Source organism: Pseudoclavibacter sp. RFBJ3, from assembly GCF_002931375.1.
GTDB lineage: Bacteria > Actinomycetota > Actinomycetes > Actinomycetales > Microbacteriaceae > Pseudoclavibacter.
Genome location: NZ_PSXZ01000015.1, coordinates 169,647 through 191,882 on the forward strand (window position 1 = coordinate 169,647; position 22,236 = coordinate 191,882).

Here is a 22,236-nt window from a genome sequence, read left to right on the forward strand (position 1 = left end):
GACGTTGCTCGAATTCTGAAGAACAGTACCAGGATGATCGAAGAAAAGGTAAAAAAGTTCCCTCCGTCGGCGTGAGCCAGCGCGATCCACCACGGCGCGACGGGCCCCTGCGACCTCATTCACGCTCGTCGCCGAACCTCAGCCCCGCGGGACCGCCCGATGCGTCTTCTCGATGGCCGCGACAGAACCCTCGTAGTCGACCTGCGCGACCCCGGTGAAGACGCAGTCGACGACCATGAGCTGCGCGATTCGACTGCCGAGCGCCGCGGAACGCAACGGAGTCTCCCGGGCAGCGGTGCGCAGGACGATGTCGGCGAGACCGGCAAGCGATGACCGCTCATGGTTCGTGATCGCGATCGTCGTCGCTCCCGTCGACTTCGCGATGCGGAGGAACTCGACCACCCCAGCGGTCTCGCCTGAGTGCGAGATCGCGATCGCGACAGACCGATCGTCGAGCACAGCCGCGGCCGTCCATGCCGCATGGGCCTCCGGCCACTCGAGGGCGATGCGCCCGATTCGAGAGAGCTTGCGCTGCAGGTCGACACCGACTACGGAACTCGCCCCGATCCCGTGGATGTCGACACGGGCGGCGCCCGCGATGGCCGCGACGGCGTCCGCCAGGGAGTCGATATCGAGGACCTCGGCGGTGTCCGCGATCGAGAGCGTCTCGTTCATCGCGATCTTGGCGACGACGTCGGCGAGCGAATCGCTCGGTGAGATGTCTGCCGCCGGGGCAACACCTCCGCTCGAGGCGAGGCGCTCTCGCAGGTTCTGCTCGGTAAGGTCGCGACGCAGATCCCGGAAGCGCGCGTATCCGGCACGTCGCGTGAACCGCACGACCGTGGTCGTCGAGGTGTCGGCGAGCTCCGCGATCTCCGCCATCGACTTCGACGCGAAACCCTCGGGGTCGGCGAGGAGCGCCTCGGCGATGCGACGCTCCGATGGCCGGAGCGAGGGCAGCAGCGCCCGAAGCTCGACCAGTACAGTGCGAGAGTTCGCCTCAGTGCCTTGAGTGCTCACGATCCACCTGCTTTCCGAGGACAGCGTAGCGAGGCTCGACCGCGCCGCGCCGCGGAAGTTTATTTACTTACCCACCGCATCTCGTGTACTTTCATAACTCAGGATCGCACGGTGGCGAGCCGAGGACCGGAGACGAGCATGCCAGACACAGAGATCTCGACACTCGCGGCACTCTCGACCGAGGGGCGCAACCCGCGCAGCATGGAGCTCGACACGCTCGAAACCGAGCAGATCCTGCGCCTCATGAACGACGAGGATGCGACCGTCGCCGGCGCCGTCCGCGCCGCGCTCCCCGTCATCGCCCAGGCCGCCGATCGCATCGCGGAGGCGCGGCGTGCCGGCGGGCGACTCATCTACCTCGGCGCTGGCACCAGCGGCCGCATCGGCCTCCTCGACGCGGTCGAGTGCCCTCCGACCTTCGGCACCTCCCCCGAGGATGTCCTCGGCGTCATGGCCGGTGGGTCGCAAGCGTTCGTGCGCGCCGTCGAGGGCGCCGAGGACGACCCCGAACTGGCTGAGCGGGAACTCGACGCGGTCGCCCTGCGGGCAGAGGACGTCGTCGTGGGACTCGCAGCGAGCGGACGCACGCCGTACGTCATCGGCGGGCTCAAGGCCGCCAGGCGCCGCGGCGCCGCGACCATCTCCATCGCCTGCAACGCGGGCGCGCCCATCAGCGCGGAAGCCGATATCGCGATCGAGGTCGTGACCCGGCCCGAGGTCCTCACGGGGTCGACCAGACTCAAGGCCGGCACCGCTCAGAAGCTCGTGTGCAACATGCTCTCGACGGCCAGCATGGTCCGCGGTGGCAAGGCCTACGGCAACCTCATGGTCGACGTCCGCCCATCCAACGCCAAGCTGGTCGACCGGGCTCAGCGCATCGTCGCCGAGGCGACGGGGGCGTCACGCGCCGACTCCGACGCTGCGCTCGCATCGGCGAGCGATCACGCGAAGACCGCCGTGGTCATGCTGCTCGCCGACTGCGACGCGCAGCGGGCCGCCGCCCTGCTCACCGAGGCTGAGGGAAGCGTGCGCAAGGCGGTCGAGCTCGCCGCAGGCTGAGCCCCGCGACCGAGAGCTGAGCTGAGCTGAGCTGAGAACCACCGCGCACAGGTCCACGGCCCTGCTCGTCACCGGGCGTCGAGGCCCACCAGCTCCGCGCTGCGTTTCCACAGGCCCTCGATGAGGTCCTCGTCGAAGATCTGCGGATTCACGTTGGTCGCGTGGTGCCGTTCGTCGTAGTACTCCCCCGCCTGCCAGGTCACGCCGGGCTGCCCGGCGATGAACCACTCGAGCGTCTCGCCGCCCTTGGCCGCGCTGATCGTGAAGAGCTTCGCGAGCGGTGTGCGGTAGAGCAGGCGCATGAGGCTCGTCGAGTCGGAGGAGAAGTTCGTGCCGACGACCCCGGGGTGGAAGGCGACGCTCGCGACGGGCCGCCCCGCCAGGCCTCGGTGCAGCCCCTTGGTGAAGAGGATGTTCGCGAGCTTCGCGTCGCCGTAGGCCTTGTTCGCGCTGAAACGGGCGTCGTTGTTGAGGTCGTCGAGGTCGATGCGGCCCATGAGCCGTGCCGCGATGCTCGCCGTGTTCACGACGGCCCCCACGGTGACCTGGTCGAGCAGGAGGTTCGTGAGCAGGAACGGCGCCAGATGGTTCACCTGCAGGGTCAACTCGTGGCCGTCGACGGTGCGCGTTCGGTCGCCGAAGATGCCGCCGGCGTTGTTCGCGAGCACGTCGATCGGGCCGACCTGCTCGACGAGTCTCGCCGCGAGCTCCCGCACCTCGTCGAGGTGGGAGAAGTCGGCGACGAAGCGCTCGGCCCCGATCGCTTCAGCGACGGTGGCTGTCTTCTCCGCGTTGCGCCCGACGACGACCACGCGCCACCCCTTGGCTGCGAGGGCCCGCGCCGCCGCAGCTCCGATCCCGTCCGAGCCGCCCGTGATGACGACCGTTCGCGCCTCAGCCACGAGCGTTCGCCTCCAAGACGCTCTCGAGTCGCGTGATGATCGCCTCGAGTCCGAAGTCGAAGGCCAGCTCGAGGCGACGCGACGGCTCGAGCGACGTCGTCACGCCGTGGAGGACGGGGTGCGCGACAGGGTCGGCCGGCCACGGAATGGGCGGGGATGCCGCATCCACGACTCGCCCGAAGGTGAGCCCTTCGAGCACGGCGATCGCGACGAGCGCCTGCTCGTCGGTGAACCCCACCGCGCGGAACGTGATCGCGATGGCCTCGTAGACGTTGAGCGTCTCCTCGTCGCTCACGGGTTCCTGCACCATGATCGGCAGGGCGAGCGGATGCTTCGCGAGGGCCGAGGTGTAGTCCTTCGACCATCGTCGGACCTGGTCCTGCCAGCTCAGGGCGGCGAGCGCCGCGAGGTCCTCGTCGGTGGCATCCTCGAGCCCGATCGCGAGCGAGAGCTCGGTGCTGATGAGACTGCGGATGCCGTTGACGATGCCCGCCCGCCCCTGCACGTGGTGGTACATCGACGAAGCGCTCACGCCGAGCTCCTTCGCGAGGACCGGGATGGAGAAGTCACCCTTTCGGTCGATCTGGTCGAGCGCAGCCAGACAGATCTTCTCGGGCGACAGGATCGGTACCCGCGGACGAGCCATGGTCACACTCCCAGTTCTCGATCCACGGCAGAGCGTGGAGATGGATCGGTCTAGAAGACTATGACGCTTCTCGCGCGCTCGCCTCTCCGCATGGCATCGAACGCGTCGTTGACGTCGCTCAGCTGGATGCGTTCGCTGATGAGCTTGTCGACGGGCAGGCGCCCGGCGAGGTAGAGCGCGGCGAGCTTCGGGAAGTCGCGGCCGGGCACCGTGGAGCCGTAGTTCGTGCCGATGAGGCGCTTGCCGGTCTCGGCGAGCATCAGGGCGTCGATCGAGACCGGGGCGTCGACCGGCGGGAGTCCGACGATGACGGCGGTGCCGCCCGGCGCGATGAGGCTGGGCAGGGACTCGATGGTCTGCACGCGTCCGATGGCCTCGAACGCGTATTCGGCGCCGCCACCCGTGATCTCAGCCACCTGGGCGGCGAGATCGGGCCCAGGCACGATCGTGTGGGTCGCCCCGAGCTCGCGGGCCGCGGCGAGCTTGTCCTCGTTGAGGTCGATGGCGATGATGGGGTTCGCTCCCACGAGGTGCAGGCCCATGATGATGCTCTGCCCGACGCCACCGGCGCCGATGACAACCGCTGACTCGCCCGCGTCGACGGAGGCGTCGTTGACGACCGTGCCGATGCCGGTGGCGATCGAGCAGCCGATGAGGCTCGCGACGTCGAACGGCACCTCACGGGGAACCTTGATGGCCGCCGACTCCGGCACCACCGCGTACTCGCTCATCGTGCCGGCCGTGAGGTACGGGTACACGGGTTCGCCGTCGAGCGACAGGGGCGTCGTGCCGTCGGGGAGGAGGCACTCCTCGCTGCGGCTGCCCGTGCACACGTAGGCGCGACCGCTGAGGCAGGCGGTGCACCGGCGGCAGGGGTAGAACCAGCTGAGAATGACGTGGTCGCCCGGTTCGACGTCGACGACGCCTTCGCCGATGGCGATGACCTCGCCGGCACCCTCGTGGCCCATGACGGTGGGCGATGGCAGCTGCCAGTCGCCGTCGAGCACGTGCCGGTCGGAGCCGCAGACGCCGGACGCGCCGAGCTTCACGAGCACGGTGCCCGGCCCCGGCTCAGCGACCTCGATCTCGCGGATCTCGAGCTGGTTGCTTCCCTCGAAGTGAACTGCCGCTTGTGCGCGCATGGTCAGACCCCTTTCCGGGTGGTCGTCTGGTGAGTGGTCGTGGCTTCCGTGTCCGAGAACGCGCCGACGCCGCGGCGCCGGTAGAGCAGCTGGGCGAGCAGCAGGTACACGCCGCCCGAGAGCACGGTGGCTGGAGCCGAGGCGGTGAGGATCAGGAAGAGCGGATGCGTCTCGAGCGTCACCGGGTTGTAGATCCACAGGTAGAACGCCGCACCGACGACAACCGAGATGATGCCGGCCCAGTTGACGCCGCCCGTGAAGTGGTAAGCGCTCTCGCCTCGGAGCCGGTAGAGGTCGGGGAGGCGAACCCACTGGCGTCGGAGCACGAAGTAGTCGGCGAGGATCGCCCCGCACATGGCGGCCAGGAAGGCGCCGGAGATCGTGACGAACACCATGAACTGCTGGTACATGAAGTCCGGGAAGAACGTGAGGATCGCTGGGAGCACGAAGAACGAGCCGCAGAGCAGCGGCCAGGGCACGCGCCCGAGGAGGTTGCCGCTCGCCTGCCTGATCGCGAGCACCGTCGAGTAGACGATGGAGGACATGCTCGTGATGTTGGCGAACGAGATGAACAGCAGCATGAACGCGCCGAGGATCGGACCGCCGAGGGGGAGCATCCACACCGTCGGGTCGGAGTCGCCGAGGGTGAGCGCCGCGGCCATGCCGACGACCTGGGCGACGAGCGTGCCGACGATGAGGCCGGTGAACGCGGGCCAGAGCGCCGCCTTGGGCGAGCGGGTCATGCGCGCCATGGAGCCCATAACGGGGTACCAGGAGAAGCCGACGGCCACGTTGAACTCGACGGCGAGCATGAAGTTCAGCTGCGATTCCTCGAACGGCGCGAGGGGCTCGGCTGCGAAGAGCGCCTCCCAGGACGTGTTCGAGACGAGGAAGAACAGCATGAAGACCGTGACGAGCACGAGGCCCGGGGCGACGAAGCGGTTGAGCTTGCCGATCGTGACGGGGCCACGCGACAGGATGAGCCACGCGATGAGGATCGCGACGAGGCCGACAACCGTGACGAGGAGGCTGCCAGAGCCGAAGTCGGTGCCTGCGGCACCGTTGGCGACCTGCGTGACGGCGCGGCCGACCATGATGGCGAGGAGCGACGACCAGCCCATCTCGGTGACGAGGATGACCGTGAAGACGAGCACGCCCACGCCGATGAGCCCGAACACGGGGCGGAGGATCGTGTACTGCTCGACGCCGAAGCGTGCGCTCGCCGCCGTGGCGGCCGGCACCATGATGCCGAGGCCGATCGCGTTGCCGATGACCATCGCGGCGATGCCGTCCTGGAAGCCGACGAGCAGCGCGGTCGAACCGCCGACGAGGAACGCCCAGGTCGCGATCGCGAGGCTCAGGTTCACCCAGCTGTAGTCCCAGCCGGACCAGATGCGCTCCTTCTTGAGGAGCGGCAGCGAGCCGAACGTCGCCGCTTGGTCGAGTTCGGTGGACGCACCCTCGACCTTTCGCCCGGCGCCGCCGCTCACAGGATCACCACGAGGGCGCCAGCGGCCACGAGGGCCACGCAGGTGAGTGCGAAGAGGCCGATGTCACGGCCGCTCAGGGGTTCGTGCGCGATGTCGCCGGCTTCGGCGGTCGCGATAGAGTCGAGTCGTCTCGCGAGATCTGCCGTGATCTCCGGGTCGCGCATGTCCATGGGTCCAGCCTTCGTCGTCGAATCCAGAAGAACCGAATTACTTTCGGTTTCGGCTATCCTGAGGCTGCTCCCCCGGCCATGTCAAGAACTACTTTTCGAGAGACACGGCAGGCTCGAGATCCGAGCGACCACGACGACGATGTGAGGCTGGCAATGGCGCTGATTTCCGTACTGCAGGCACAGGGCGCCGTCGGCGCCGTCGAGGAGAACCTCGACCTTCTCCGCTCCTTCGCCGGGCGAGCGGCCGAGGCTGGCACCGACATCCTCGTCACGCCAGAGCTCTTCGCCACCGGCTATGCGCCAGAGCGAGTCGCCGGCGAGGACGGCTCGGCCATCCGCGAGCAGATCGCACGCATCGCCGCCGACTCCGGCATCGCGATCGTCGCATCCACGGTCGAGCACACCATCGAACGCTCAGCCGGGTTCGCCGCCAACGCCACGACCGAGCGCCGCTTCATCTCGGCTTCGCTCTTCGCGAGCGACGGCAACGAACTCACCCGCTACCGCAAGTCGAACCTCTTCGGCGCTGAGGAGCAGCGGGTCTTCGACCTCGGGGATGCCGCCGCCGAGGTCGTCGAGGTCGCGGGCCTCAGGGTCGCGCTCGCCATCTGCTACGACATCGAGTTCCCCGAGATCGCTCGACGTGCCGCGGTCGCGGGCGCGGAGGCACTGCTCATCCCGACGGCCGTCCCGTCGACGGGCGACGTCGCGGGCGACCAGCCGGGGCACTCGTACAACGCCGAGGTCATCTCGACGCACATGGTGCCCGTGCGGGCCCTCGAGAATGGGCTGTACATCGCCTACGCGAACCACTCGGGTCCGGGATTCACGGGGCTCAGCTGCATCGCGAGCCCCTACGGCAACACTCTCGCCATCGCCGGTCGCGACGACACCGAGCTGCTGAGCGCTGAGGTCACGCCCTCGGAGGTGGCGAAGTCCCGCGAGGTCAACACGTACCTGAAGGACCTCCGCGACTTCCGCTAGCCCCGCACATCTCGGCCAGCTGCACGCCTACCGGTCGCTCGTCGGCCCGATCGGGTCGGACGCCGAGCCGTCCTGGGTTTCGGGCCGCGCCGCATCCCTCGACCGTCGGCGGGCCGCCGTCTCGCGGCCCAGCTGCCGCCCGCCGAAGACGACGAGCACGAGGCCGACGACCAGCGACGCGATGCGCACCCAGACGGGAAGATCCGCGATGAGCGCCGGGCCGGCGAAGATGAAGGTGGCGGCAACGAAGTACCAGACGGCGACCTGCTGGGGAGCGGCTTCCTGCTCGGGCTTCATGCCCACAACCCTACGAGCGGCAACTGGACGCGACGTCGACGAGTCGGCCGCGGGTGTCGGCTGCGGCCACGGGTCATACGGGCCTAGGTCAGGTGCGGCGCGTTAGCATCGGGGATGCTTCAGCGAACCCTCGGCCGTACCGGCCGCCCAGTGTCCATCGTCGGCCTCGGCACCTGGCAGCTCGGCGCCGACTGGGGTGACGTCGAAGAGCACGCAGCGCTCGACGTCCTCAGCGCCGCCGTCGAGAGCGGCGTCACCTTCTTCGACACCGCCGACGTCTACGGTGACGGTCGGAGCGAGACGCTGATCGGGACGTTCCGACGCGAGAACCCGAACGCCGACGTCTTCGTCGCCACGAAGATGGGACGCAGGGGCCCACAGGACCCCGCCGAGTTCACACTCGACAACTTCCGGGCCTGGACGGACCGCTCGCGGAGCAACCTGGGCGTCGACACCCTGGATCTGGTGCAGCTGCATTGCCCGCCCACCCCCGTGTTCTCGAACGATGCCGTCTACGACGCTCTCGACACACTCGTCGCTGAAGGTGCGATCGCCGCCTACGGCGTCAGCGTCGAGACCGCGGATGAGGCCCTCGCCGCGATCGCCAGGCCGGGAACCGCGTCCGTGCAGATCGTCTTCAACGCGTTCCGCCTGAAGCCGCTCGACCTCGTGCTGCCGGCAGCGCGCGAGGCTGGCGTCGGCATCATCGCCCGAGTGCCCCTCGCCTCCGGCCTCCTGAGCGGCAAGTACACGAAGGAAACGACCTTCTCGGCCGACGACCACCGCACCTACAACCGCGACGGCAGCGCCTTCGACGTCGGGGAGACCTTCTCAGGCGTCGACTTCGGCACCGGCGTCGAGGCGGCCCGGGCCTTTACCGCGGCGCTTCCCGAGGGCATCTCCTCCACCGCGGCGGCCATCGCCTGGGTCGCAGCGCAAGACGGGGTGACGAGTGTCATCCCCGGCGCACGCAACCGAGCGCAGGCGGAGTCGAACGCATCCGCCGCCTCGCTCGAGCTGCCCGCGGATCTCGACGCGAACGTGCACGAGATCTACGACCGGTTCTTCCGCCAGACGGTCCACGCCCGGTGGTGAGCGGCTTCGCGGGCGGCTCCACTGCGGGGTCGCCCCGCGCGGTTTAGGCGGACGCCGCAGCTGCAGCCGTGCACTTCGGGCACAGGCCGAAGATGTCGACGACGTGCCTCGCCTGCGTGTAGCCGTGCTTCGCGGCGACGCTCGACGCCCACTGCTCGACGGGGTCAGCCGTGATCTCGACGGCCGCTCCGCAGTTGCGGCAGATGAGGTGGTGGTGGTGCTCGCCCATGACGCAGGCGCGGTAGACGACCTCCCCCTCGGCGTTCTGCAGCGAGTCGGCCTCCTCGCTCTCGCTCAGCGTGCCAAGCGTGCGGTACACGGTCGCCAACCCGATGCGCTCGCCAGCCGCCGACAGCCGCTGGTGCAACACCTGGGCGCTCACGAACTCCGACGACTCGGCCAGAGCGCGGCGCACGGCCTCGCGCTGACGGGTGTTCCTCTTGACGGGGGCCGCGGCAGCACCGGCGGTCGCGCCGCCCTCGACGTTCGTCTCGTCACTCATATCAGCCGACCATACCGGGGGCGGATGCGCGTTGCGAGACGCCCTGCGCGAACCGGTCGACGACGCCCTTCGCGAGCAGCGCGATGACGAAGATCGCGACCGCGGTGAGCGCCATCGACCCGCCGGCCGCGAACGACAGGGTGCGGGACACCTGCAGGCCGACCACGGCGGCGGTGACGCCGAACGCGCAGGACAGGGCGAGCATCCACCCGATGCGCTTCGTGAGGAGCCTGGCCGCCGCCGCGGGAGCCGCGATCATGGCGATCGCGAGGATGGACCCGATCGCCGGCATCGCGACGACCACCGTGAGCGTGATGAGCGCCAGCGCCACGAGATCCCAGACTCCCTCGCGGAAGCCGGCCGCGCGGAAGCCGCGGGCGTCGAAGCTCGAGAACAGCAACTGCTTGCCGAAGAGCGCGTACACGCCGAGGACAATCACGAGCGCCGCACCGAGCAGCCACACGTTGGTGGGGTTCATGGCGAGAATCGACCCCGTCAGGTACGAGTCGACGCGCACCGACTGGCCGCGGTTGAGCGACGCGAAGAGCATGCCGAGCGCGTAGCCGAAGCTCAGGATGATGCCGGCCGCCACCTGCTTGCCCTGCCGCGGCACTCGCGAGAGCGCGGCCATGAGCGCCACGAGCAGCAGGCTGAAGATGGATGCGCCCACGACGATGTTGATGCCCACGACGGCCGCGAAGACACCGCCGGGGAACGTCGCGTGCGTGAGGGCGACGGTGTAGAAGGCACGCTGGCGCAGCAGCACCAGCACACCGACGAGACCGCTGAGGAGGCCGACCAGCGTGCCCGTGAGCAGCGCGAGAGCGAAGTAGTCCATGGCTACGAGACCACCCCGGCAGCGGATGCGGGGGCACGGCCAGCAGCGGCGGCGGCGGCTCGGCGGCGGGCGGCGGCGAACGCGGTGAGCCTCGTCACGATGACCACCACGAGGTACAGCGCGACGAGCACGAGCACGAGCACGGCGCTCGGGGAAGCCTGGATGCCAGCATCCAGCGACAGCCAGAGGCCAGCCCAGAGGCCGACGAGCCCGCAGCCGACCGACACGAGGAGCGAAACCACGGCGATCGCCCAGACCCGACGCGTGACGAGGCGAGCGACGGCGACCGGCACGATGAGGAGGGCGAGCACAAGCAGGTTGCCGACCGCACGTGCGGCTGCGACGACCACGAGCGCGATCGCGATGTTCAGCGCCAGCTCGTAGGCGAGCACCCGCATGCCGGACGCCTGCGCCTGCTTGCGGTCGAAGGAGACGAGCAGCTGCTCCTTCCAGGTGCCGAGGACCAGCAGCACGGCGGCGCCGCCGAGCACGCAGATCGCGACGATGTCAGCGCTCGAGACCGTGAGGAGCTGCCCGAAGAGGAGATGCTCGAGTCCTGACGCGTAGTCGACGCTGCGCGAGACGATGACGATGCCGAGGGAGAACGCACCGGCGAGGACCACGGCGATGGTCGCGTCTGAGCCGATGCCACGCGCCGAGGCGATGGTCAGTGCAACCGTCGCGATCAGGGCCGCGATGCCGGCGCCGACGTAGACGCCGTCGGTGCCCGCCGCAATGAAGCCGATCACGACGCCGGGGAACACCGAATGCACCAGGCCATCGCTGAGGAACTCGAGGCCGCGCAACGCGAGGGCCGTGCCGACGATGGCACTCGCGACCGCGAGCACGATGATGGCGACGGCCGCGCTCTGCACGAACGGCAGCTGCAGCAGGACGGAGAGATCGGTCACACCCGGGCCCGCTCGTGATCGTCGCTGTCGTCGCCGCCCGGCGCGCAGACCGTGCCGTGGGCGCCGCCGTGCGCCTCGGTGTCTGCGGACGTGCCGGAGAACGCCGCCGCGAGCGCCGCATCCGTCAACGCCTCCGAGATGGGCCCGCCGGCAATCTGCCTGCCGTTGAGCAACAGCACGTGGGAGCACACCTCATGCGCGAGCTCGAGGTCGTGCGTGGAGACGACGATGCCGACCCCCGTCTCTCGGAGGCGGCGCAGGGTCGCGATGAGCGCATCCCGATTGGCGCGGTCGAGGCCGTTGAACGGCTCGTCGAGGAGGATGAGCCTCGGCTCGGTGGCGAGCGCCCGAGCGAGCAGGCCGCGCTGCCGCTGACCCCCCGACAGCTCCCCGAAAGTCGTGTTGGCGAGCTCGGTGAGCCCGACCGTCTCGATGGCGCGACGCACGATCTCGCGGTCAGCTGCTCGCGGCCACCGGAGCAGCCCGATGCGCCGGTAGCGGCCCATCATCACGACCTGGCGGAGCGAGACGGGGAAGTCGGGGTCGATGTGCGTCGACTGCGGCAGGTAGCCGACCTCCGACGCGCGAGACCCCGGAGCCGAGCCGAGCACCTCCGCGGTGCCGCTGGTCGACAGGAGACCGAGCAGCGACTGCAGCAGCGTCGACTTGCCCGCGCCGTTCGGGCCGAGCAGCGCGACCGCGTCGCCCTCACCCAGCTCGAACGACACACCGGTCAACGCAGGCGCCTCCCTGCCATAGGCAATGGAGGCGTCGCGGTACGAGACGAGCGGGGTTGGATGCGTCACTGCTGCGCGAGCACCTCAGGCACGTCGGTCGCGGTGGCGCCCCAGGAATCGATGATCATCTGAGTATTGTGCACCGTCGCACCGACATACGTGCCCGTCGGGGTTCCCGGCTCGCCGAGCGCATCCGTCGCCAGCGCCTCCTCACCCGAGAACACCTTCGCTCCGGTCTGCGCCGCGATGGTCTCCGCATTCTGCGGGGAGAGCTGCGTCTCGGTGAAGATGGCCTTCACGTTGTGCTCCTTGATCTCGGCGATGAGGGAGTCGATCTCCGCGGCACTCGGCTCGGCGCTGTCGTCGAAGCTCGGCATGATCGAGCCGACGAACGTGATGCCGTACTGGTCGAGGTAGTAGTGGAGCGCGTCGTGGTTGGTGACGATGACCCGCTCGGCCTCGGGGACGGCGTCGACGTTCGCTGCGATCCACGTGTCGAGCTCGGTCAGCTCGGCGTCATAGGCGTCGGCGTTCGCCTGCACCGCGGCGGCGTCGATGCCGGGGAGCTCCTCGAGGTGCGTGGCGATCTCAGCCGCCATGAGCTTCGCGTTCGCGGGTGAGGTCCACGTGTGGGGGTTGCCCTCGGCGTGCGCCTCCTCAGTGTGCGCCTCACCCTCTGCGTGCGCCTCCTCCTCGTGGCTGTGCTCTTCGCCCTCGGCGTGCGTGTGCTCGTCCTCGGCGTGCTCTTCCTCACCATGCTCGTGCTCGTGGCTGCCCGACAGCGTGACGTTGGCCGAGGCATCCACGACCTCGCCCGAGTAGCCGCTCGACGAGACGGCCGCGTCGAGCCACTCCTCGAGTCCAGCGCCGCTCGAGACGACGAGATCGGCCGAGCCGAGCGCGACGAGGTCGGCGGGGGTCGGCTCGAAGCTGTGCGCGCTCATGCCGGGCTGCAGCAGCTGCGTGACCTCGACGTTCAGGCCCTCGGTGAGCTCGCGGGTGAAGTCGGCGACCTGCGTGGTGGTCGCGACGACGGTGAACGACTCGCCCTCCGCGGTGGGTGCCGCGGCACTGTCGGTTGCCGCGGTCGGACCGGAGCAGGCCGCGAGCGCAAGGGTGGACAGGCCGGCGAGGGCGATGAGGGCAGGAGAGCGAAGGTTCACCCGTGGAGTGTAATTCGTACTGAGAATCAATGTCAATTGCGCGGGCTGGGAATTGCGGTCGGTAGCTCGGTGGGTCCCGTGGCTGCCCGGCGGCCCGGCAGCCCGGCGGCCCGGCAGCCCGGCGGCCCGGCGGCCCGGCAGCCCGGCAGCTCGGTGGCTGGGTGGCTGGGCACAGAGTTGTGGATAGACGCTACTGCAACCCGCACCAATGACACCCCGCCACAACTCTGTGCAACGCGGCGAGCGCGGATCTCCCCATCCGCCCTCACCTCACGGGCCGGGAACCGAGCCCGCGCCCGGGCGCCCCGGCGGCTGGGTAGCTCGGTAACTGGGCACAGAGTTGTGGATAGACGCTGCTAAGACCCGCGCCAACGACACCCCGCCACAACTCTGTGCAACGCGGTGGGCACGCGCGAGGGGCACGCGCGAGGGGCACGCCTCCCCGGAGCCGGCGCAACCAGTGACCAGAGTTGTGGCGAAGTGCGCCTTGGCGAACGCGGAACAGCGTTTAGCCACAACTCTGGCCGCCGTTGCGGGCGCGGGCGGGCGGGCGGACGCGTCCGACCGCGGCCAGCGGGGCTCAGTCGAGCAGCAGCGCAGGCTCCTCGACGATCGTCGCGACGTCGGCGAGGAAGCGGCTCGCGACGTCCCCGTCGACCAGGCGGTGGTCGAAGGAAGCGCCGAGCGTCGTCACCATGCGGGGGCGAACTTCATCCTCGAACACCCACGGCTTCAGCTTGATCGTGCCGAGCGCGAGGATGCCCACCTCGCCGGGGTTGATGACGGGCGTGCCCGTGTCCATCCCGAACACCCCGATGTTGGTGATCGTGAAGGTGCCGTCGCGCATCTCTGTCGGCGGCGTCTTCCCGTCGCGGGCGCGATACGTGAGCTGCTCGATGGCCTGCGCCAGCTGGTGCAGGGTCATGGCGTGCGCATCCTTGATGTTCGGCACGATGAGCCCACGCGGGGTCGCGGCGGCGAGGCCGAGGTTCACGTAGTGCTTGACCGTGTACTCCTCGTCGGTCCACGCGGCGTTGACCATCGGGTTGCGGCGGATCGCCCACATCACGGCTCGCGCCACGATGAGCAGCGGCGACACCTTCACGCCGGCGAAGTCGGGCGACGCCTTGAGGCGCTTCACGAACTCCATCGTGCGCGTCGCGTCGACGTCGGTGAAGAGCGTCACGTGCGGTGCCGTGAACATCGACGAGACCATGGCGTTCGCCGTTGCCTTGCGCACGCCCTTGACGGGGTGCTTCTCCTCGCGGACCTCGCCCCAGATGGGGGTCTCGAGGTTCTTGAAGACACTCGCCTGCTGCGCGTGGCGGATGACGTCGTCGCGGGTCGTCTCACCGGCGAGCCCGGTTGGCTCGACCTGCGACAGGTCGACGGCGAGGTCCTTCGCGAGCTTGCGAATCGGGGGCTTCGCGATGATCGGCGACGCGGATGCGGCGGGCACCGACCCTGGGCGGACCTGCGTCCGCGCTACCCCAGACGCTGGAGCGGGAGCCTGCGCGGCCGGGCGATGCGACGGCTGAGCCGGGGCGGGGATCTGCGCGGGGCGCGTCGGCTGGGCTGGTACGGCCGACTTCTTGCGTCGGCGCGTCGTGGGCGCGTCACCGAGTCCGTAGCCGACGAGCACCGAGTTGGCGCCGGACTCGGCGCCCTCGCTGGAGACGGTGGAAGCCGCATCCGCCTGTGCCGCATCGAATTCGAGGTCGGCAGCCGGTGCCTCAGGCGCGGCGGGCACCTCGGAGCTGCTCGAGGAGCCTGCGGTCTCGATGGAGAGGATGTGCTTGCCCACGTCGACGGTCTGGCCCTCGCTCGCGAAGAGCTCGACGACGCGCCCCTCGAAGGGGCTGGGCAGCTCGACGATCGACTTGGCCGTCTCGATCTCGCACAGCGTCTGGTTCAGCTCGACGCTGTCGCCGGCCTTCACGTGCCAGGAGACGATCTCGGCCTCGGTGAGTCCCTCGCCGACGTCGGGGAGTTCGAAGTTCTCGGTGCTCATTGGTGTGCTTGCCTCTATCTGTGCGGGCTTGGTTCAGTACTCGAGCGAGCGGTCGACGGCTTCGAGGATGCGGTCTGCGTCCGGCAGGTAGCTCGCCTCGAGCTTCGCTGGCGGGAAGGGAACGTTGAAGCCCGACACGCGAAGCACGGGCGCCTCGAGCGAGAAGAACACTCGCTCCTGCACGGTCGCGGCGATCTCGGAGCCGATGCTGGCGTTCGAGGGGGCTTCCTGCGCGATGACGAGGCGACCCGTCTTGCGCACGGACTCCACGATCGGCGCGTAGTCGATGGGGCTCAGTGAGCGCAGGTCGATGACCTCGAGGCTGATGCCCTCGGCCTCGGCGACCGCCGCCGCCTGCAGCGCTACCGCGGTCATGGCGCCGTGCGCGACGAGCGTCACGTCGGTGCCGACGCGGGCGACCCGGCTCGCGTGCATCCCAGCAGCGGGGGCGGCGAGGCTGACCTCGCCCTTCTGCCAGTACTTGCTCTTCGGCTCGAAGAACATGACGGGGTCGTTGCTCTTGATGGCCTGCTGGATCATCCAGTACGCGTCGTTCGGCGTCGACGGGGAGATGAGACGGAGTCCGGCGGTGTGCGCGAAGTATGCCTCAGGGCTCTCCTGGTGGTGCTCGACGGCGCCGATGTGCCCGCCGTAGGGCACGCGGATGACAACCGGCATCTGCAGGCGGCCCTCGTTGCGGTTCGTGAGCTTCGCGAGCTGCGTCGTGATCTGATCGAAGCCGGGGAAGATGAAGCCGTCGAACTGGATCTCGCACACGGGCCGGTAGCCGCGCATGGCGAGGCCGATGGCGGTGCCGATGATGCCGGACTCCGCAAGCGGGGTGTCGAGCACGCGGTTCTCGCCGAAGTCGCGCTTCAGGTGCTCGGTGACGCGGAAGACACCGCCGAGCGTGCCGATGTCCTCACCGAGCTGCACGACCTTGTCGTCGTCCTCCATGGCGCGGCGCAGCCCCGCGTTGATGGCCTTCGCGAGCGGCATGGTGACCGTCTCTGGCGCATCCGTCTGCGACTCGGGCGTTGTGGTGCTCGTGGCGACGTCGGTCATCGGGCTGCCTCCTGGCTCGCGTTGTCATCGAAGGACGCCTCGTACCGGCGCAGCCACTGCTTCTCTTCCTCGAGCTGCGGATGCGCGTCGCTGTACACGTTCTCGAACATGGAGTCGTTGTCGGGCTCTTCGATCTCGAAGACGCCGCGGCGCACGTCGGCCGCGTAGTCCTTCGCTGCCTCGTCGACGCCGGTGAAGAAGTCCTCGCCCACGTCCTGCGCGCGCAGGTACGCGCCGAGGCGGGCGATCGGGTCGCGGCGGCGCCACGACTCCTCCTCGTCCCTCGTGCGGTACTTGGTGGGGTCGTCCGTCGTCGTGTGGGCGCCCATCCGGTAGGTCTCAGCCTCGATGAAGCCGGGGCCACCGCCGGCGCGCGCCCGCTCGAGGTGCGCGCGCGTGACGGCGAAGCTCGCCATGACGTCGTTGCCGTCGATGTGCGTCGAGGGCATGCCGAAGCCGCCCGCGCGCTTGTAGAGCGGGTTGTTGGCCTGCACGGAGACGGGCACGGAGATGGCCCACTGGTTGTTCTGCAGGAAGAAGACGAGCGGCACCTGGTAGCTCGTCGCGAAGATGTAGGCCTCGTTGGTGTCGCCCTGGCTGGTCGCGCCGTCGCCGAAGTACACGACGGTCGCCTCGTCCTTGTCGAGGTCGCCGGTGCCGGTGGCGCCGTCGAACTTCTGGCCGAGCGCGTAGCCCGTCGCGTGGAGGGTCTGCGAGCCGATGACCAGCGTGTAGGGGCGCACGCCGTGGCCCTCCGGCGACCATCCGCTGTGGGTCACGCCGCGCAGCAGGCGCAGCACGTCGACGAGGTCGACGCCGCGCACGAAGGCGACGCCGTGCTCGCGGTAAGAGGGGAAGACCGCATCTTGCGGGCGCATGGCGTAGGCGGAGCCGATCTGGGCGGCCTCCTGTCCCTCGGCGGGGACGTACAGCGACAGCTGTCCCTGGCGCTGCAGCATGGTCGACTCACGGTCGAACGCCCGCACGTAGCTCATGTCGCGATAGGCGCGAAGGTAGTCCTCCGTGGTGAGCAGCTCAAGCTGCTCCAGGAAGGGCTCGGCGGCCTTCGTCGGCTTCACCTCTCCCTCTGGAGTGAGGATCTGCACGGTCTCGTCGCCTGGAGTCACGTCGTGTGGCGCCTTCCTGCTGTTCCGATCTCGCATGCGGTTGCCCGAGATTTCGCCAGTCTAGTTCTCCACCCCATGGCCGTTCAGGAGAAATCCTCCAACAGTTCGGGCCGACCCTGCACGGCATCGACGACACGAGGCGGGCGAGCGCCCCAGCCGCTTCACCGCAGGATCGGGGAGAATGGGGGCATGCGAGCCATCTTGAGCATCCTCATCAACGCCGTGGCCCTCTGGGTCGTGACCCTCATCCTGCAAGCGCATGTCCAGGTCATCCCGTTCGAGGAGTCGACTTGGGGCGTCATCGGCACGCTCGCACTGTTCGGGCTGATCTGGGGCGTCGTGAACGCCGTGGTGGGCGGGGTCGTGCGTGTCGTCGCGTTCCCCCTCTACATCCTCACGCTCGGCCTCATCTCGTTCATCGTCAACGGCTTCCTGTTCTGGCTCGTCGGGGTCATCAGCGACAGCATCGGCTTCGGCATCGAGGTCTCCGGCTTCTGGTGGGCGGTGCTCGCAGCGCTCATCATGTCGGTGGTCACCGCGGTGCTCGGCGGCTGGGTGCGCGGTGCCGACTCGAAGCTCAAGAGCGATGAGCGTCGCCGTCGGGAAGCCTGATCGAGGCGTTCAGATCTTGATGTCGTCTGGCTTGAGGTTGCTCGTGATGGGCGCGAACTTCTCCTCGATGAGACGATTCACCTCGTCGATGGCCTCACCGGGTTCCGGAAGCGGGTCGAGCCGGTCAACCGTGTAGAGCCTCGACTCGTCGAGCTCGAAGCCGTCGTAGACGTCGAGGAGGTCCGTGCGGGCCGCATCCAGGGAAGGCACCCCGCTCGCGTCGGCCATGCCGGCGGTCTCGAGGTAGCGCGTCTGCGCGTGGGCGGCGAGCGGGTCGTCGTCGAACGGCGTCACCGCATCGGCCTCGGCGAGCACGACCGTTGAATCCTCGCCGTCTGGGGCGAGCCCCTGTAGGCCGACGATCGGGTCTTCCCGGTGCTGGATCTCGATGATCGGGGCTCGGCTCCCGGGCGACGCATCATCGCCCCGACCATCAGCCTGCTGGTGCTGCAGCTGCGCCCTCAGCCGTTCGGCGTCGATGGGACCCCCGATCGAGACGAGGCCCTTCGTGTCGAACCTCCCCAGCCCGGCGATCGACGCAGCGACGAGCGCACCCTGCGAGTAGCCGGCGAACACGACGGCATCGCCCGGCTCGATACCCGCCTCTGCCATCGCAGCGAGGACGGCGGACACCGACTGCGAGTCGATCCCCGCGTACGCCGCGAGGTTGCCGGCCAGGTCGAAGGGGTTCCCCGTCGTGCCGTACGACTGGTTCGAGGTGCCCGTGATCGCGACCTCGTAGAGCTGGGCTCCGGCCGCGTCGACGTAGCTCGTGACGCGCACCTGCGGCCCTCCGTCGACCGAGGGAGGGATGGCGGCGACCAGCGACTGGAGTCCCGTGGGAGCCGCATCTCTGCCATCGAGCGGAGCGCTGGCGCTCCCCACCCTGAAGCGATCGCTCGGGGTCAGCCCCGCCACACCTGCCCCGGCGAGCGCCCACGACACGAGAGTGCTGCCGTCGGCGCCGGGGACCGGCGGGAGGCCGAGCATCCCGAGCGCGAAGTCGTCGGCGTTCTCCACGGTGACGCGGATGAGCTCCTGCACCCGCGGGTCGCTCAGCGTCGGAGCCTCCCCCGCAAGAGCCGCGAGCGCCACGATTCCAGCCGCCGGGCCGAGGAGCGCGACCGTCAGCGGCAACGAGCGTCCGAGGAAGTTGGCGGCGCTTGCGCCCGCTGCTTGGACGACGGCCGCGGAGACCGCCTCGGCCCGCTCGTACAGCTCGGCGGCAAGCTGGATGCGCTCGCCCAGCGAGGACAGCTGGGTTTCCAGCGGCGCCCCTCCGAAGAAGGCGACCTCGGCCTGCGCCGCCGCTGCAGCGAATGTGAGGCCCGAGCCGCTCAGCCATACGGACGGCGGCAGCCACTCCTGACCGGCGAGGATCGTGCGGAGCGCTTCGAAGTCGTCGGCGAAGAGCCCGGCGCGCACGGCGACGGCGCGGACGTCGCTGGGCCCGACGACGACAAGCTCGCCGCTCATCGGGCCCCCAACGCCTCGAGCTCGAGACCTAATGCCCCATGCGCTCGGCGGTACTCGGCCTCGGCGAGCCCTGCGGCGGTCGCGACGAGTCCGATCGCGTCGGCGAGGAGCTCGGCCTCGATGGCAAGGCAGCGCTGCGCTGGCGAGCTCCACGCGTCGGAGACCGCGAGCAGCCTGAGGCCCGTGCAGATATCGGTGGTGCCCGAGCCGAAGGCGTACAGGGCGCGAGCGTTGTCGAGGGCGATGAGCTGCAGGGCGTGGATGATCTGCTCCCTCGCGGCATCGACGAACGGCAGTGTCTGGCCGATCGTCGACGGTGCGATGGGAACGAAAGACGTGGTCTCTGGCATTCGCGGTGGTCCTCTCGTGCGTCGGAGACTCCGATCCTGCGGCGGCAGGAGAAGCGGCGACGCATGCACGCCCACGGGTGTGGAGGGACGCGCATCCACAGGCCGGATGCCTGCAGAGTGCGGCTTCGCTCCGACGGGCAGCGAAAGAGCGGGTGAACACGCACGCGAACCGGTGCTGAATGCGTGACAATGGGCGTCATGGCGAAAAACAGCAAGGACGCGGTCTTTCGCATCATCTTCGTCTGCACCGGCAACATCTGCCGCTCCCCGATGGCGGAGGTCATCTTCCGCGACATGGTCGAGCAGATCGGCCTCGGCAGCGCCGTGAGCATCAGCTCGGCGGGAACCGGCGAATGGCACGTGGGCGAGAAGGCGGACCCCCGCACGCAGTCCGCGCTCGAGCGGGCCGGGTTCACGGCGGAGAACCATCGCGCGAAGCAGTTCGAGGTCGACTGGTTCGACACGTTCGACCTCATCATCACCTTCGACCGCGGCCAGCGGCGCATCCTCAAGGCGTGGGCCTCCGACGACGAGCAACGCTCGCTCGTGCAGCCCCTCCTCACCTTCCACCCGGCGCCCCCGGGCGGGATCACGGAAGTCCCAGACCCGTACTATGGCAACGATCAGCTCTTCGACCACGTGCGCGACATGATCACAAGCGCGTGCGAGGAGCTTCTTCGTCAGATCGAGCCGGTCGTCCGGGCAGCGCTGACGGCGCGCGCCGGATCGTCCTCGTCCCAAGGAGCACAATGAGCCCCCTCCCTCCCCAGATGCTGAGCCCCCTCGACTCGCGCTACCGCAAGAGCGTCGAAGGTCTCGGCGAGCACCTCTCCGAGGCCGCGCTGAACCGTGCCCGCGTGCACGTGGAGGTCGAGTGGCTGCTGTTCCTCACCGACCGTGAGATGTTCGGCTCGCACAAGATCGATGCAGACAAGGCCGCAGCACTGCGTGCCCTCGTCACCGACTTCGGCCAGAAGGACATCGACGAGCTGGCCGAGGTCGAGGCTCGCACCCGTCACGACGTGAAGGCCGTCGAGTACTACGTGCGCGCCCGCCTGGAGGAGCTCGGGCTGAGCGAGCTCGCCGAGCTCACCCACTTCGCCTGCACGAGCGAGGACATCAACAACCTCTCGTACGCGGTCACCATCCGCGACGCCGTCACCGACGTCTGGCTCCCCTCGGCTTCCGGTCTCGCGGACCGCATCGCGGAGCTCGCCGTCGAGCTGCGGGATGTGCCCCTGCTGTCGCTCACGCACGGCCAGCCGGCGACGCCGACCACGCTGGGCAAGGAGCTCGCCGTGTTCACACACCGACTGCGCCGCCAGCTGAAGCGCGTCGAGGAAACCTCGTATCTCGGGAAGTTCGCCGGTGCCACGGGCAACTTCGCCGCGCACCAGGCGGCAAGTGTCGACACCGACTGGGAGACGCTTGCCGACGAGTTCGTGAGCGGCCTCGGCCTCACTTGGAACCCGCTGACCACGCAGATCGAGTCGCACGACTGGCAGGCCGAGCTGTACTCGGACGTGTCGCGCTTCAACCGCATCCTGCACAACTTCTGCACCGACGTGTGGACCTACATCTCGCGCGGTGTCTTCCGTCAGATCCCGCAGGCCGGCTCGACGGGCTCGTCCACGATGCCGCACAAGATCAACCCGATCCGCTTCGAGAACGCGGAGGCGAACCTCGAGATCTCGAGCGCTCTCCTCGACTCGCTGGCCTCGACGCTCGTCACCTCGCGCCTGCAGCGCGACCTCACCGACTCGAGCGCGCAGCGCAACATCGGTGTCGCGTTCGGCCACTCACTGCTCGCGCTCGACAACGTGACGCGTGGACTGCGCGAGATCGCCGTCGACGAGGAGCTGCTGGCGAACGAGCTCGACGGCAACTGGGAGGTGCTCGGCGAGGCGATCCAGACCGTCATCCGAGCCGAGATCGTCGCTGGTCGTTCATCCATCGCCGACCCGTACGCCGTGCTGAAGGACCTGACGCGCGGCCGCCGCATCGGCAAGGCCGATCTCGTGGAGTTCGTGACGGGCCTCGACATCGGCCAGGAGGCGAAGGATTCACTCCTCGCCCTCACGCCCGGCAGCTACACGGGCGCCTCGTCGCGTCTCGTCGACCACCTGAGCTGAGCGCGCGGGCGGAACGCCCGCTGGTTCTCCAGCTACTTGCTGGTTGGGGCCTCGTTCGACGTCGTCTCGTCGAGCGGGGCCTCTTCTGCATCTGCCGGGAGCGTGGCTGCGGGCTCCTCGGTCGCCGCGGCCTGCTCCGGTGCGTCGATGCGCTCCGAGGGCTCCGCTTCGGCTGCAGCCTCGTCGACGACGGGTACCGTCTCGTCTGCGGCCGCCGCCTGCGTGGCCGCGCGGCTCTGCTCGCCTTCGTCGCTGCGGGAGACGCCCTGCTCTGCGTTCTCGAAGCGGTCGAGGTAGATCTCGTTCTCGGGGTTCGGCGAGTAGGAGAGCACGAGCATCGCCAGCACGAGGATCGAGACGATGAAGGCGACACCGGCGAAGATGATGCCGAGCAGGAAGTCCTGTGTCGTGAGCAGCAGGATGAGGAGCACGAAGCCCGCCATCACGGCGGAGATGCCGAGCAGCTCGAAGGGCTTCATGAGCGCGCGGCGCTTGGGTTGTGTCACT

24 protein-coding genes are annotated in these 22,236 nt (G+C 69.0%); 6 read left to right on the top strand and 18 right to left on the bottom strand.

What is annotated here, in order from left to right:
- Positions 1-138: 138 nt before the first annotated feature.
- Entirely contained in the window at positions 139-1,020 is an 882-nt protein-coding gene (locus tag C5E07_RS14565; protein ID WP_104300208.1) for a MurR/RpiR family transcriptional regulator, read from the bottom strand.
- A gap of 138 nt (positions 1,021-1,158) precedes the next feature.
- On the opposite strand from C5E07_RS14565, the gene murQ reads away from it, so the two are divergent.
- Positions 1,159-2,079, top strand: a complete 921-nt coding sequence (gene murQ, locus C5E07_RS14570; RefSeq protein ID WP_104300619.1) for an N-acetylmuramic acid 6-phosphate etherase — start codon at positions 1,159-1,161, stop codon at positions 2,077-2,079.
- 68 nt (positions 2,080-2,147) lie between these two features.
- Here the strand turns inward: murQ and C5E07_RS14575 are convergent, their stop codons facing one another.
- The 5 genes from C5E07_RS14575 to C5E07_RS19555 are packed head-to-tail and all read right to left on the bottom strand — an operon-like array spanning position 2,148 to position 6,429.
- Positions 2,148-2,981, bottom strand: a complete 834-nt coding sequence (locus tag C5E07_RS14575; RefSeq protein WP_104300210.1) for an SDR family NAD(P)-dependent oxidoreductase — start codon at positions 2,979-2,981, stop codon at positions 2,148-2,150.
- The gene (locus C5E07_RS14580) at positions 2,974-3,627 is read right to left on the bottom strand and encodes a TetR/AcrR family transcriptional regulator C-terminal domain-containing protein (protein ID WP_104300212.1); all 654 of its coding nucleotides are present in this window, start codon (positions 3,625-3,627) and stop codon (positions 2,974-2,976) included. Before C5E07_RS14580 ends, C5E07_RS14575 begins: the two co-directional genes overlap by 8 nt.
- A gap of 50 nt (positions 3,628-3,677) precedes the next feature.
- Positions 3,678-4,769, bottom strand: a complete 1,092-nt coding sequence (locus tag C5E07_RS14585) for an alcohol dehydrogenase catalytic domain-containing protein (protein ID WP_104300214.1) — start codon at positions 4,767-4,769, stop codon at positions 3,678-3,680.
- Between the two features lie 2 nt (positions 4,770-4,771).
- Positions 4,772-6,259, bottom strand: a complete 1,488-nt coding sequence (locus C5E07_RS14590; RefSeq protein WP_104300216.1) for a cytosine permease — start codon at positions 6,257-6,259, stop codon at positions 4,772-4,774.
- Positions 6,256-6,429: a hypothetical protein gene (locus C5E07_RS19555; RefSeq protein ID WP_181058060.1), complete on the bottom strand. Its 174-nt coding sequence runs from the start codon at positions 6,427-6,429 to the stop codon at positions 6,256-6,258. The genes C5E07_RS14590 and C5E07_RS19555 overlap by 4 nt, the downstream gene beginning before the upstream one ends.
- A gap of 153 nt (positions 6,430-6,582) precedes the next feature.
- On the opposite strand from C5E07_RS19555, the gene C5E07_RS14595 reads away from it, so the two are divergent.
- Positions 6,583-7,413, top strand: coding sequence for a nitrilase-related carbon-nitrogen hydrolase (locus C5E07_RS14595; RefSeq protein ID WP_104300218.1), 831 nt, complete (start codon positions 6,583-6,585; stop codon positions 7,411-7,413).
- A 27-nt stretch (positions 7,414-7,440) separates the two neighbouring features.
- On the opposite strand, the gene C5E07_RS14600 is transcribed toward C5E07_RS14595, so the two are convergent.
- Positions 7,441-7,710, bottom strand: coding sequence for a hypothetical protein (locus tag C5E07_RS14600; RefSeq protein WP_104300220.1), 270 nt, complete (start codon positions 7,708-7,710; stop codon positions 7,441-7,443).
- 114 nt (positions 7,711-7,824) lie between these two features.
- On the opposite strand from C5E07_RS14600, the gene C5E07_RS14605 reads away from it, so the two are divergent.
- Complete coding sequence (locus C5E07_RS14605) at positions 7,825-8,805, top strand: aldo/keto reductase (protein WP_104300222.1); 981 nt, start codon at positions 7,825-7,827, stop codon at positions 8,803-8,805.
- Between the two features lie 43 nt (positions 8,806-8,848).
- On the opposite strand, the gene C5E07_RS14610 is transcribed toward C5E07_RS14605, so the two are convergent.
- The 8 genes from C5E07_RS14610 to C5E07_RS14645 all read right to left on the bottom strand — a co-directional run bounded on the left by C5E07_RS14610 (position 8,849) and on the right by C5E07_RS14645 (position 17,159).
- On the bottom strand, positions 8,849-9,307 hold the full coding sequence (locus tag C5E07_RS14610) for a Fur family transcriptional regulator (RefSeq protein ID WP_104300224.1): 459 nt from the start codon (positions 9,305-9,307) through the stop codon (positions 8,849-8,851).
- 1 nt (position 9,308) lies between these two features.
- Entirely contained in the window at positions 9,309-10,145 is an 837-nt protein-coding gene (locus C5E07_RS14615; RefSeq protein WP_104300226.1) for a metal ABC transporter permease, read from the bottom strand.
- Positions 10,146-10,147: 2 nt separating this feature from the next.
- Complete coding sequence (locus C5E07_RS14620) at positions 10,148-11,056, bottom strand: metal ABC transporter permease (RefSeq protein ID WP_181058062.1); 909 nt, start codon at positions 11,054-11,056, stop codon at positions 10,148-10,150.
- Positions 11,053-11,862, bottom strand: coding sequence for a metal ABC transporter ATP-binding protein (locus C5E07_RS14625; protein WP_104243885.1), 810 nt, complete (start codon positions 11,860-11,862; stop codon positions 11,053-11,055). The genes C5E07_RS14620 and C5E07_RS14625 overlap by 4 nt, the downstream gene beginning before the upstream one ends.
- A complete protein-coding gene (locus C5E07_RS14630; protein ID WP_104300230.1) occupies positions 11,859-12,956 on the bottom strand; it encodes a metal ABC transporter substrate-binding protein in 1,098 nt (365 codons plus the stop codon). Before C5E07_RS14630 ends, C5E07_RS14625 begins: the two co-directional genes overlap by 4 nt.
- A 580-nt stretch (positions 12,957-13,536) precedes the next feature.
- Positions 13,537-14,967 (bottom strand): dihydrolipoamide acetyltransferase family protein, encoded by a 1,431-nt coding sequence (locus tag C5E07_RS14635; protein ID WP_104300232.1) that lies wholly within the window; start codon positions 14,965-14,967, stop codon positions 13,537-13,539.
- Between the two features lie 33 nt (positions 14,968-15,000).
- Positions 15,001-15,966: an alpha-ketoacid dehydrogenase subunit beta gene (locus tag C5E07_RS14640; protein ID WP_104244172.1), complete on the bottom strand. Its 966-nt coding sequence runs from the start codon at positions 15,964-15,966 to the stop codon at positions 15,001-15,003.
- 62 nt (positions 15,967-16,028) lie between these two features.
- On the bottom strand, positions 16,029-17,159 hold the full coding sequence (locus C5E07_RS14645; RefSeq protein WP_258063975.1) for a thiamine pyrophosphate-dependent dehydrogenase E1 component subunit alpha: 1,131 nt from the start codon (positions 17,157-17,159) through the stop codon (positions 16,029-16,031).
- 189 nt (positions 17,160-17,348) lie between these two features.
- On the opposite strand from C5E07_RS14645, the gene C5E07_RS14650 reads away from it, so the two are divergent.
- A complete protein-coding gene (locus C5E07_RS14650) occupies positions 17,349-17,771 on the top strand; it encodes a phage holin family protein (RefSeq protein ID WP_104243893.1) in 423 nt (140 codons plus the stop codon).
- A gap of 9 nt (positions 17,772-17,780) precedes the next feature.
- On the opposite strand, the gene C5E07_RS14655 is transcribed toward C5E07_RS14650, so the two are convergent.
- Positions 17,781-19,247 carry a hypothetical protein gene (locus C5E07_RS14655; RefSeq protein WP_104300237.1) on the bottom strand — a complete coding sequence of 489 codons (1,467 nt, stop codon included), beginning with the start codon at positions 19,245-19,247 and terminating at the stop codon, positions 17,781-17,783.
- On the bottom strand, positions 19,244-19,597 hold the full coding sequence (locus C5E07_RS14660; RefSeq protein ID WP_104243897.1) for a hypothetical protein: 354 nt from the start codon (positions 19,595-19,597) through the stop codon (positions 19,244-19,246). Before C5E07_RS14660 ends, C5E07_RS14655 begins: the two co-directional genes overlap by 4 nt.
- A 198-nt stretch (positions 19,598-19,795) precedes the next feature.
- Between C5E07_RS14660 and C5E07_RS14665 the strand changes: the two genes are divergently transcribed.
- Positions 19,796-20,350: a low molecular weight protein-tyrosine-phosphatase gene (locus C5E07_RS14665; protein ID WP_308471370.1), complete on the top strand. Its 555-nt coding sequence runs from the start codon at positions 19,796-19,798 to the stop codon at positions 20,348-20,350.
- Entirely contained in the window at positions 20,347-21,729 is a 1,383-nt protein-coding gene (gene purB, locus C5E07_RS14670) for an adenylosuccinate lyase (protein ID WP_104300241.1), read from the top strand. The genes C5E07_RS14665 and purB overlap by 4 nt, the downstream gene beginning before the upstream one ends.
- Positions 21,730-21,761: 32 nt before the next feature.
- On the opposite strand, the gene C5E07_RS19560 is transcribed toward purB, so the two are convergent.
- Positions 21,762-22,235 carry a hypothetical protein gene (locus C5E07_RS19560; RefSeq protein ID WP_181058064.1) on the bottom strand — a complete coding sequence of 158 codons (474 nt, stop codon included), beginning with the start codon at positions 22,233-22,235 and terminating at the stop codon, positions 21,762-21,764.
- Between the last annotated feature and the right edge of the window lies 1 nt (position 22,236).

Bases quoted from the DNA above. Each gene is read 5' to 3' on its own strand.
- murQ (WP_104300619.1), top strand. From the start codon at position 1,159: ATGCCAGACACAGAGATCTCGACACTCGCGGCACTCTCGACCGAGGGG.
- C5E07_RS14580 (WP_104300212.1), bottom strand. From the start codon at position 3,627: ATGGCTCGTCCGCGGGTACCGATCCTGTCGCCCGAGAAGATCTGTCTG.
- C5E07_RS14585 (WP_104300214.1), bottom strand. From the start codon at position 4,769: ATGCGCGCACAAGCGGCAGTTCACTTCGAGGGAAGCAACCAGCTCGAG.
- C5E07_RS19555 (WP_181058060.1), bottom strand. From the start codon at position 6,429: ATGGACATGCGCGACCCGGAGATCACGGCAGATCTCGCGAGACGACTC.
- C5E07_RS14595 (WP_104300218.1), top strand. From the start codon at position 6,583: ATGGCGCTGATTTCCGTACTGCAGGCACAGGGCGCCGTCGGCGCCGTC.
- C5E07_RS14600 (WP_104300220.1), bottom strand. From the start codon at position 7,710: ATGAAGCCCGAGCAGGAAGCCGCTCCCCAGCAGGTCGCCGTCTGGTAC.
- C5E07_RS14605 (WP_104300222.1), top strand. From the start codon at position 7,825: ATGCTTCAGCGAACCCTCGGCCGTACCGGCCGCCCAGTGTCCATCGTC.
- C5E07_RS14610 (WP_104300224.1), bottom strand. From the start codon at position 9,307: ATGAGTGACGAGACGAACGTCGAGGGCGGCGCGACCGCCGGTGCTGCC.
- C5E07_RS14615 (WP_104300226.1), bottom strand. From the start codon at position 10,145: ATGGACTACTTCGCTCTCGCGCTGCTCACGGGCACGCTGGTCGGCCTC.
- C5E07_RS14635 (WP_104300232.1), bottom strand. From the start codon at position 14,967: ATGAGCACCGAGAACTTCGAACTCCCCGACGTCGGCGAGGGACTCACC.
- C5E07_RS14640 (WP_104244172.1), bottom strand. From the start codon at position 15,966: ATGCCGCTCGCGAAGGCCATCAACGCGGGGCTGCGCCGCGCCATGGAG.
- C5E07_RS14650 (WP_104243893.1), top strand. From the start codon at position 17,349: ATGCGAGCCATCTTGAGCATCCTCATCAACGCCGTGGCCCTCTGGGTC.
- C5E07_RS14655 (WP_104300237.1), bottom strand. From the start codon at position 19,247: ATGAGCGGCGAGCTTGTCGTCGTCGGGCCCAGCGACGTCCGCGCCGTC.
- C5E07_RS14660 (WP_104243897.1), bottom strand. From the start codon at position 19,597: ATGCCAGAGACCACGTCTTTCGTTCCCATCGCACCGTCGACGATCGGC.
- C5E07_RS14665 (WP_308471370.1), top strand. From the start codon at position 19,796: ATGGCGAAAAACAGCAAGGACGCGGTCTTTCGCATCATCTTCGTCTGC.
- purB (WP_104300241.1), top strand. From the start codon at position 20,347: ATGAGCCCCCTCCCTCCCCAGATGCTGAGCCCCCTCGACTCGCGCTAC.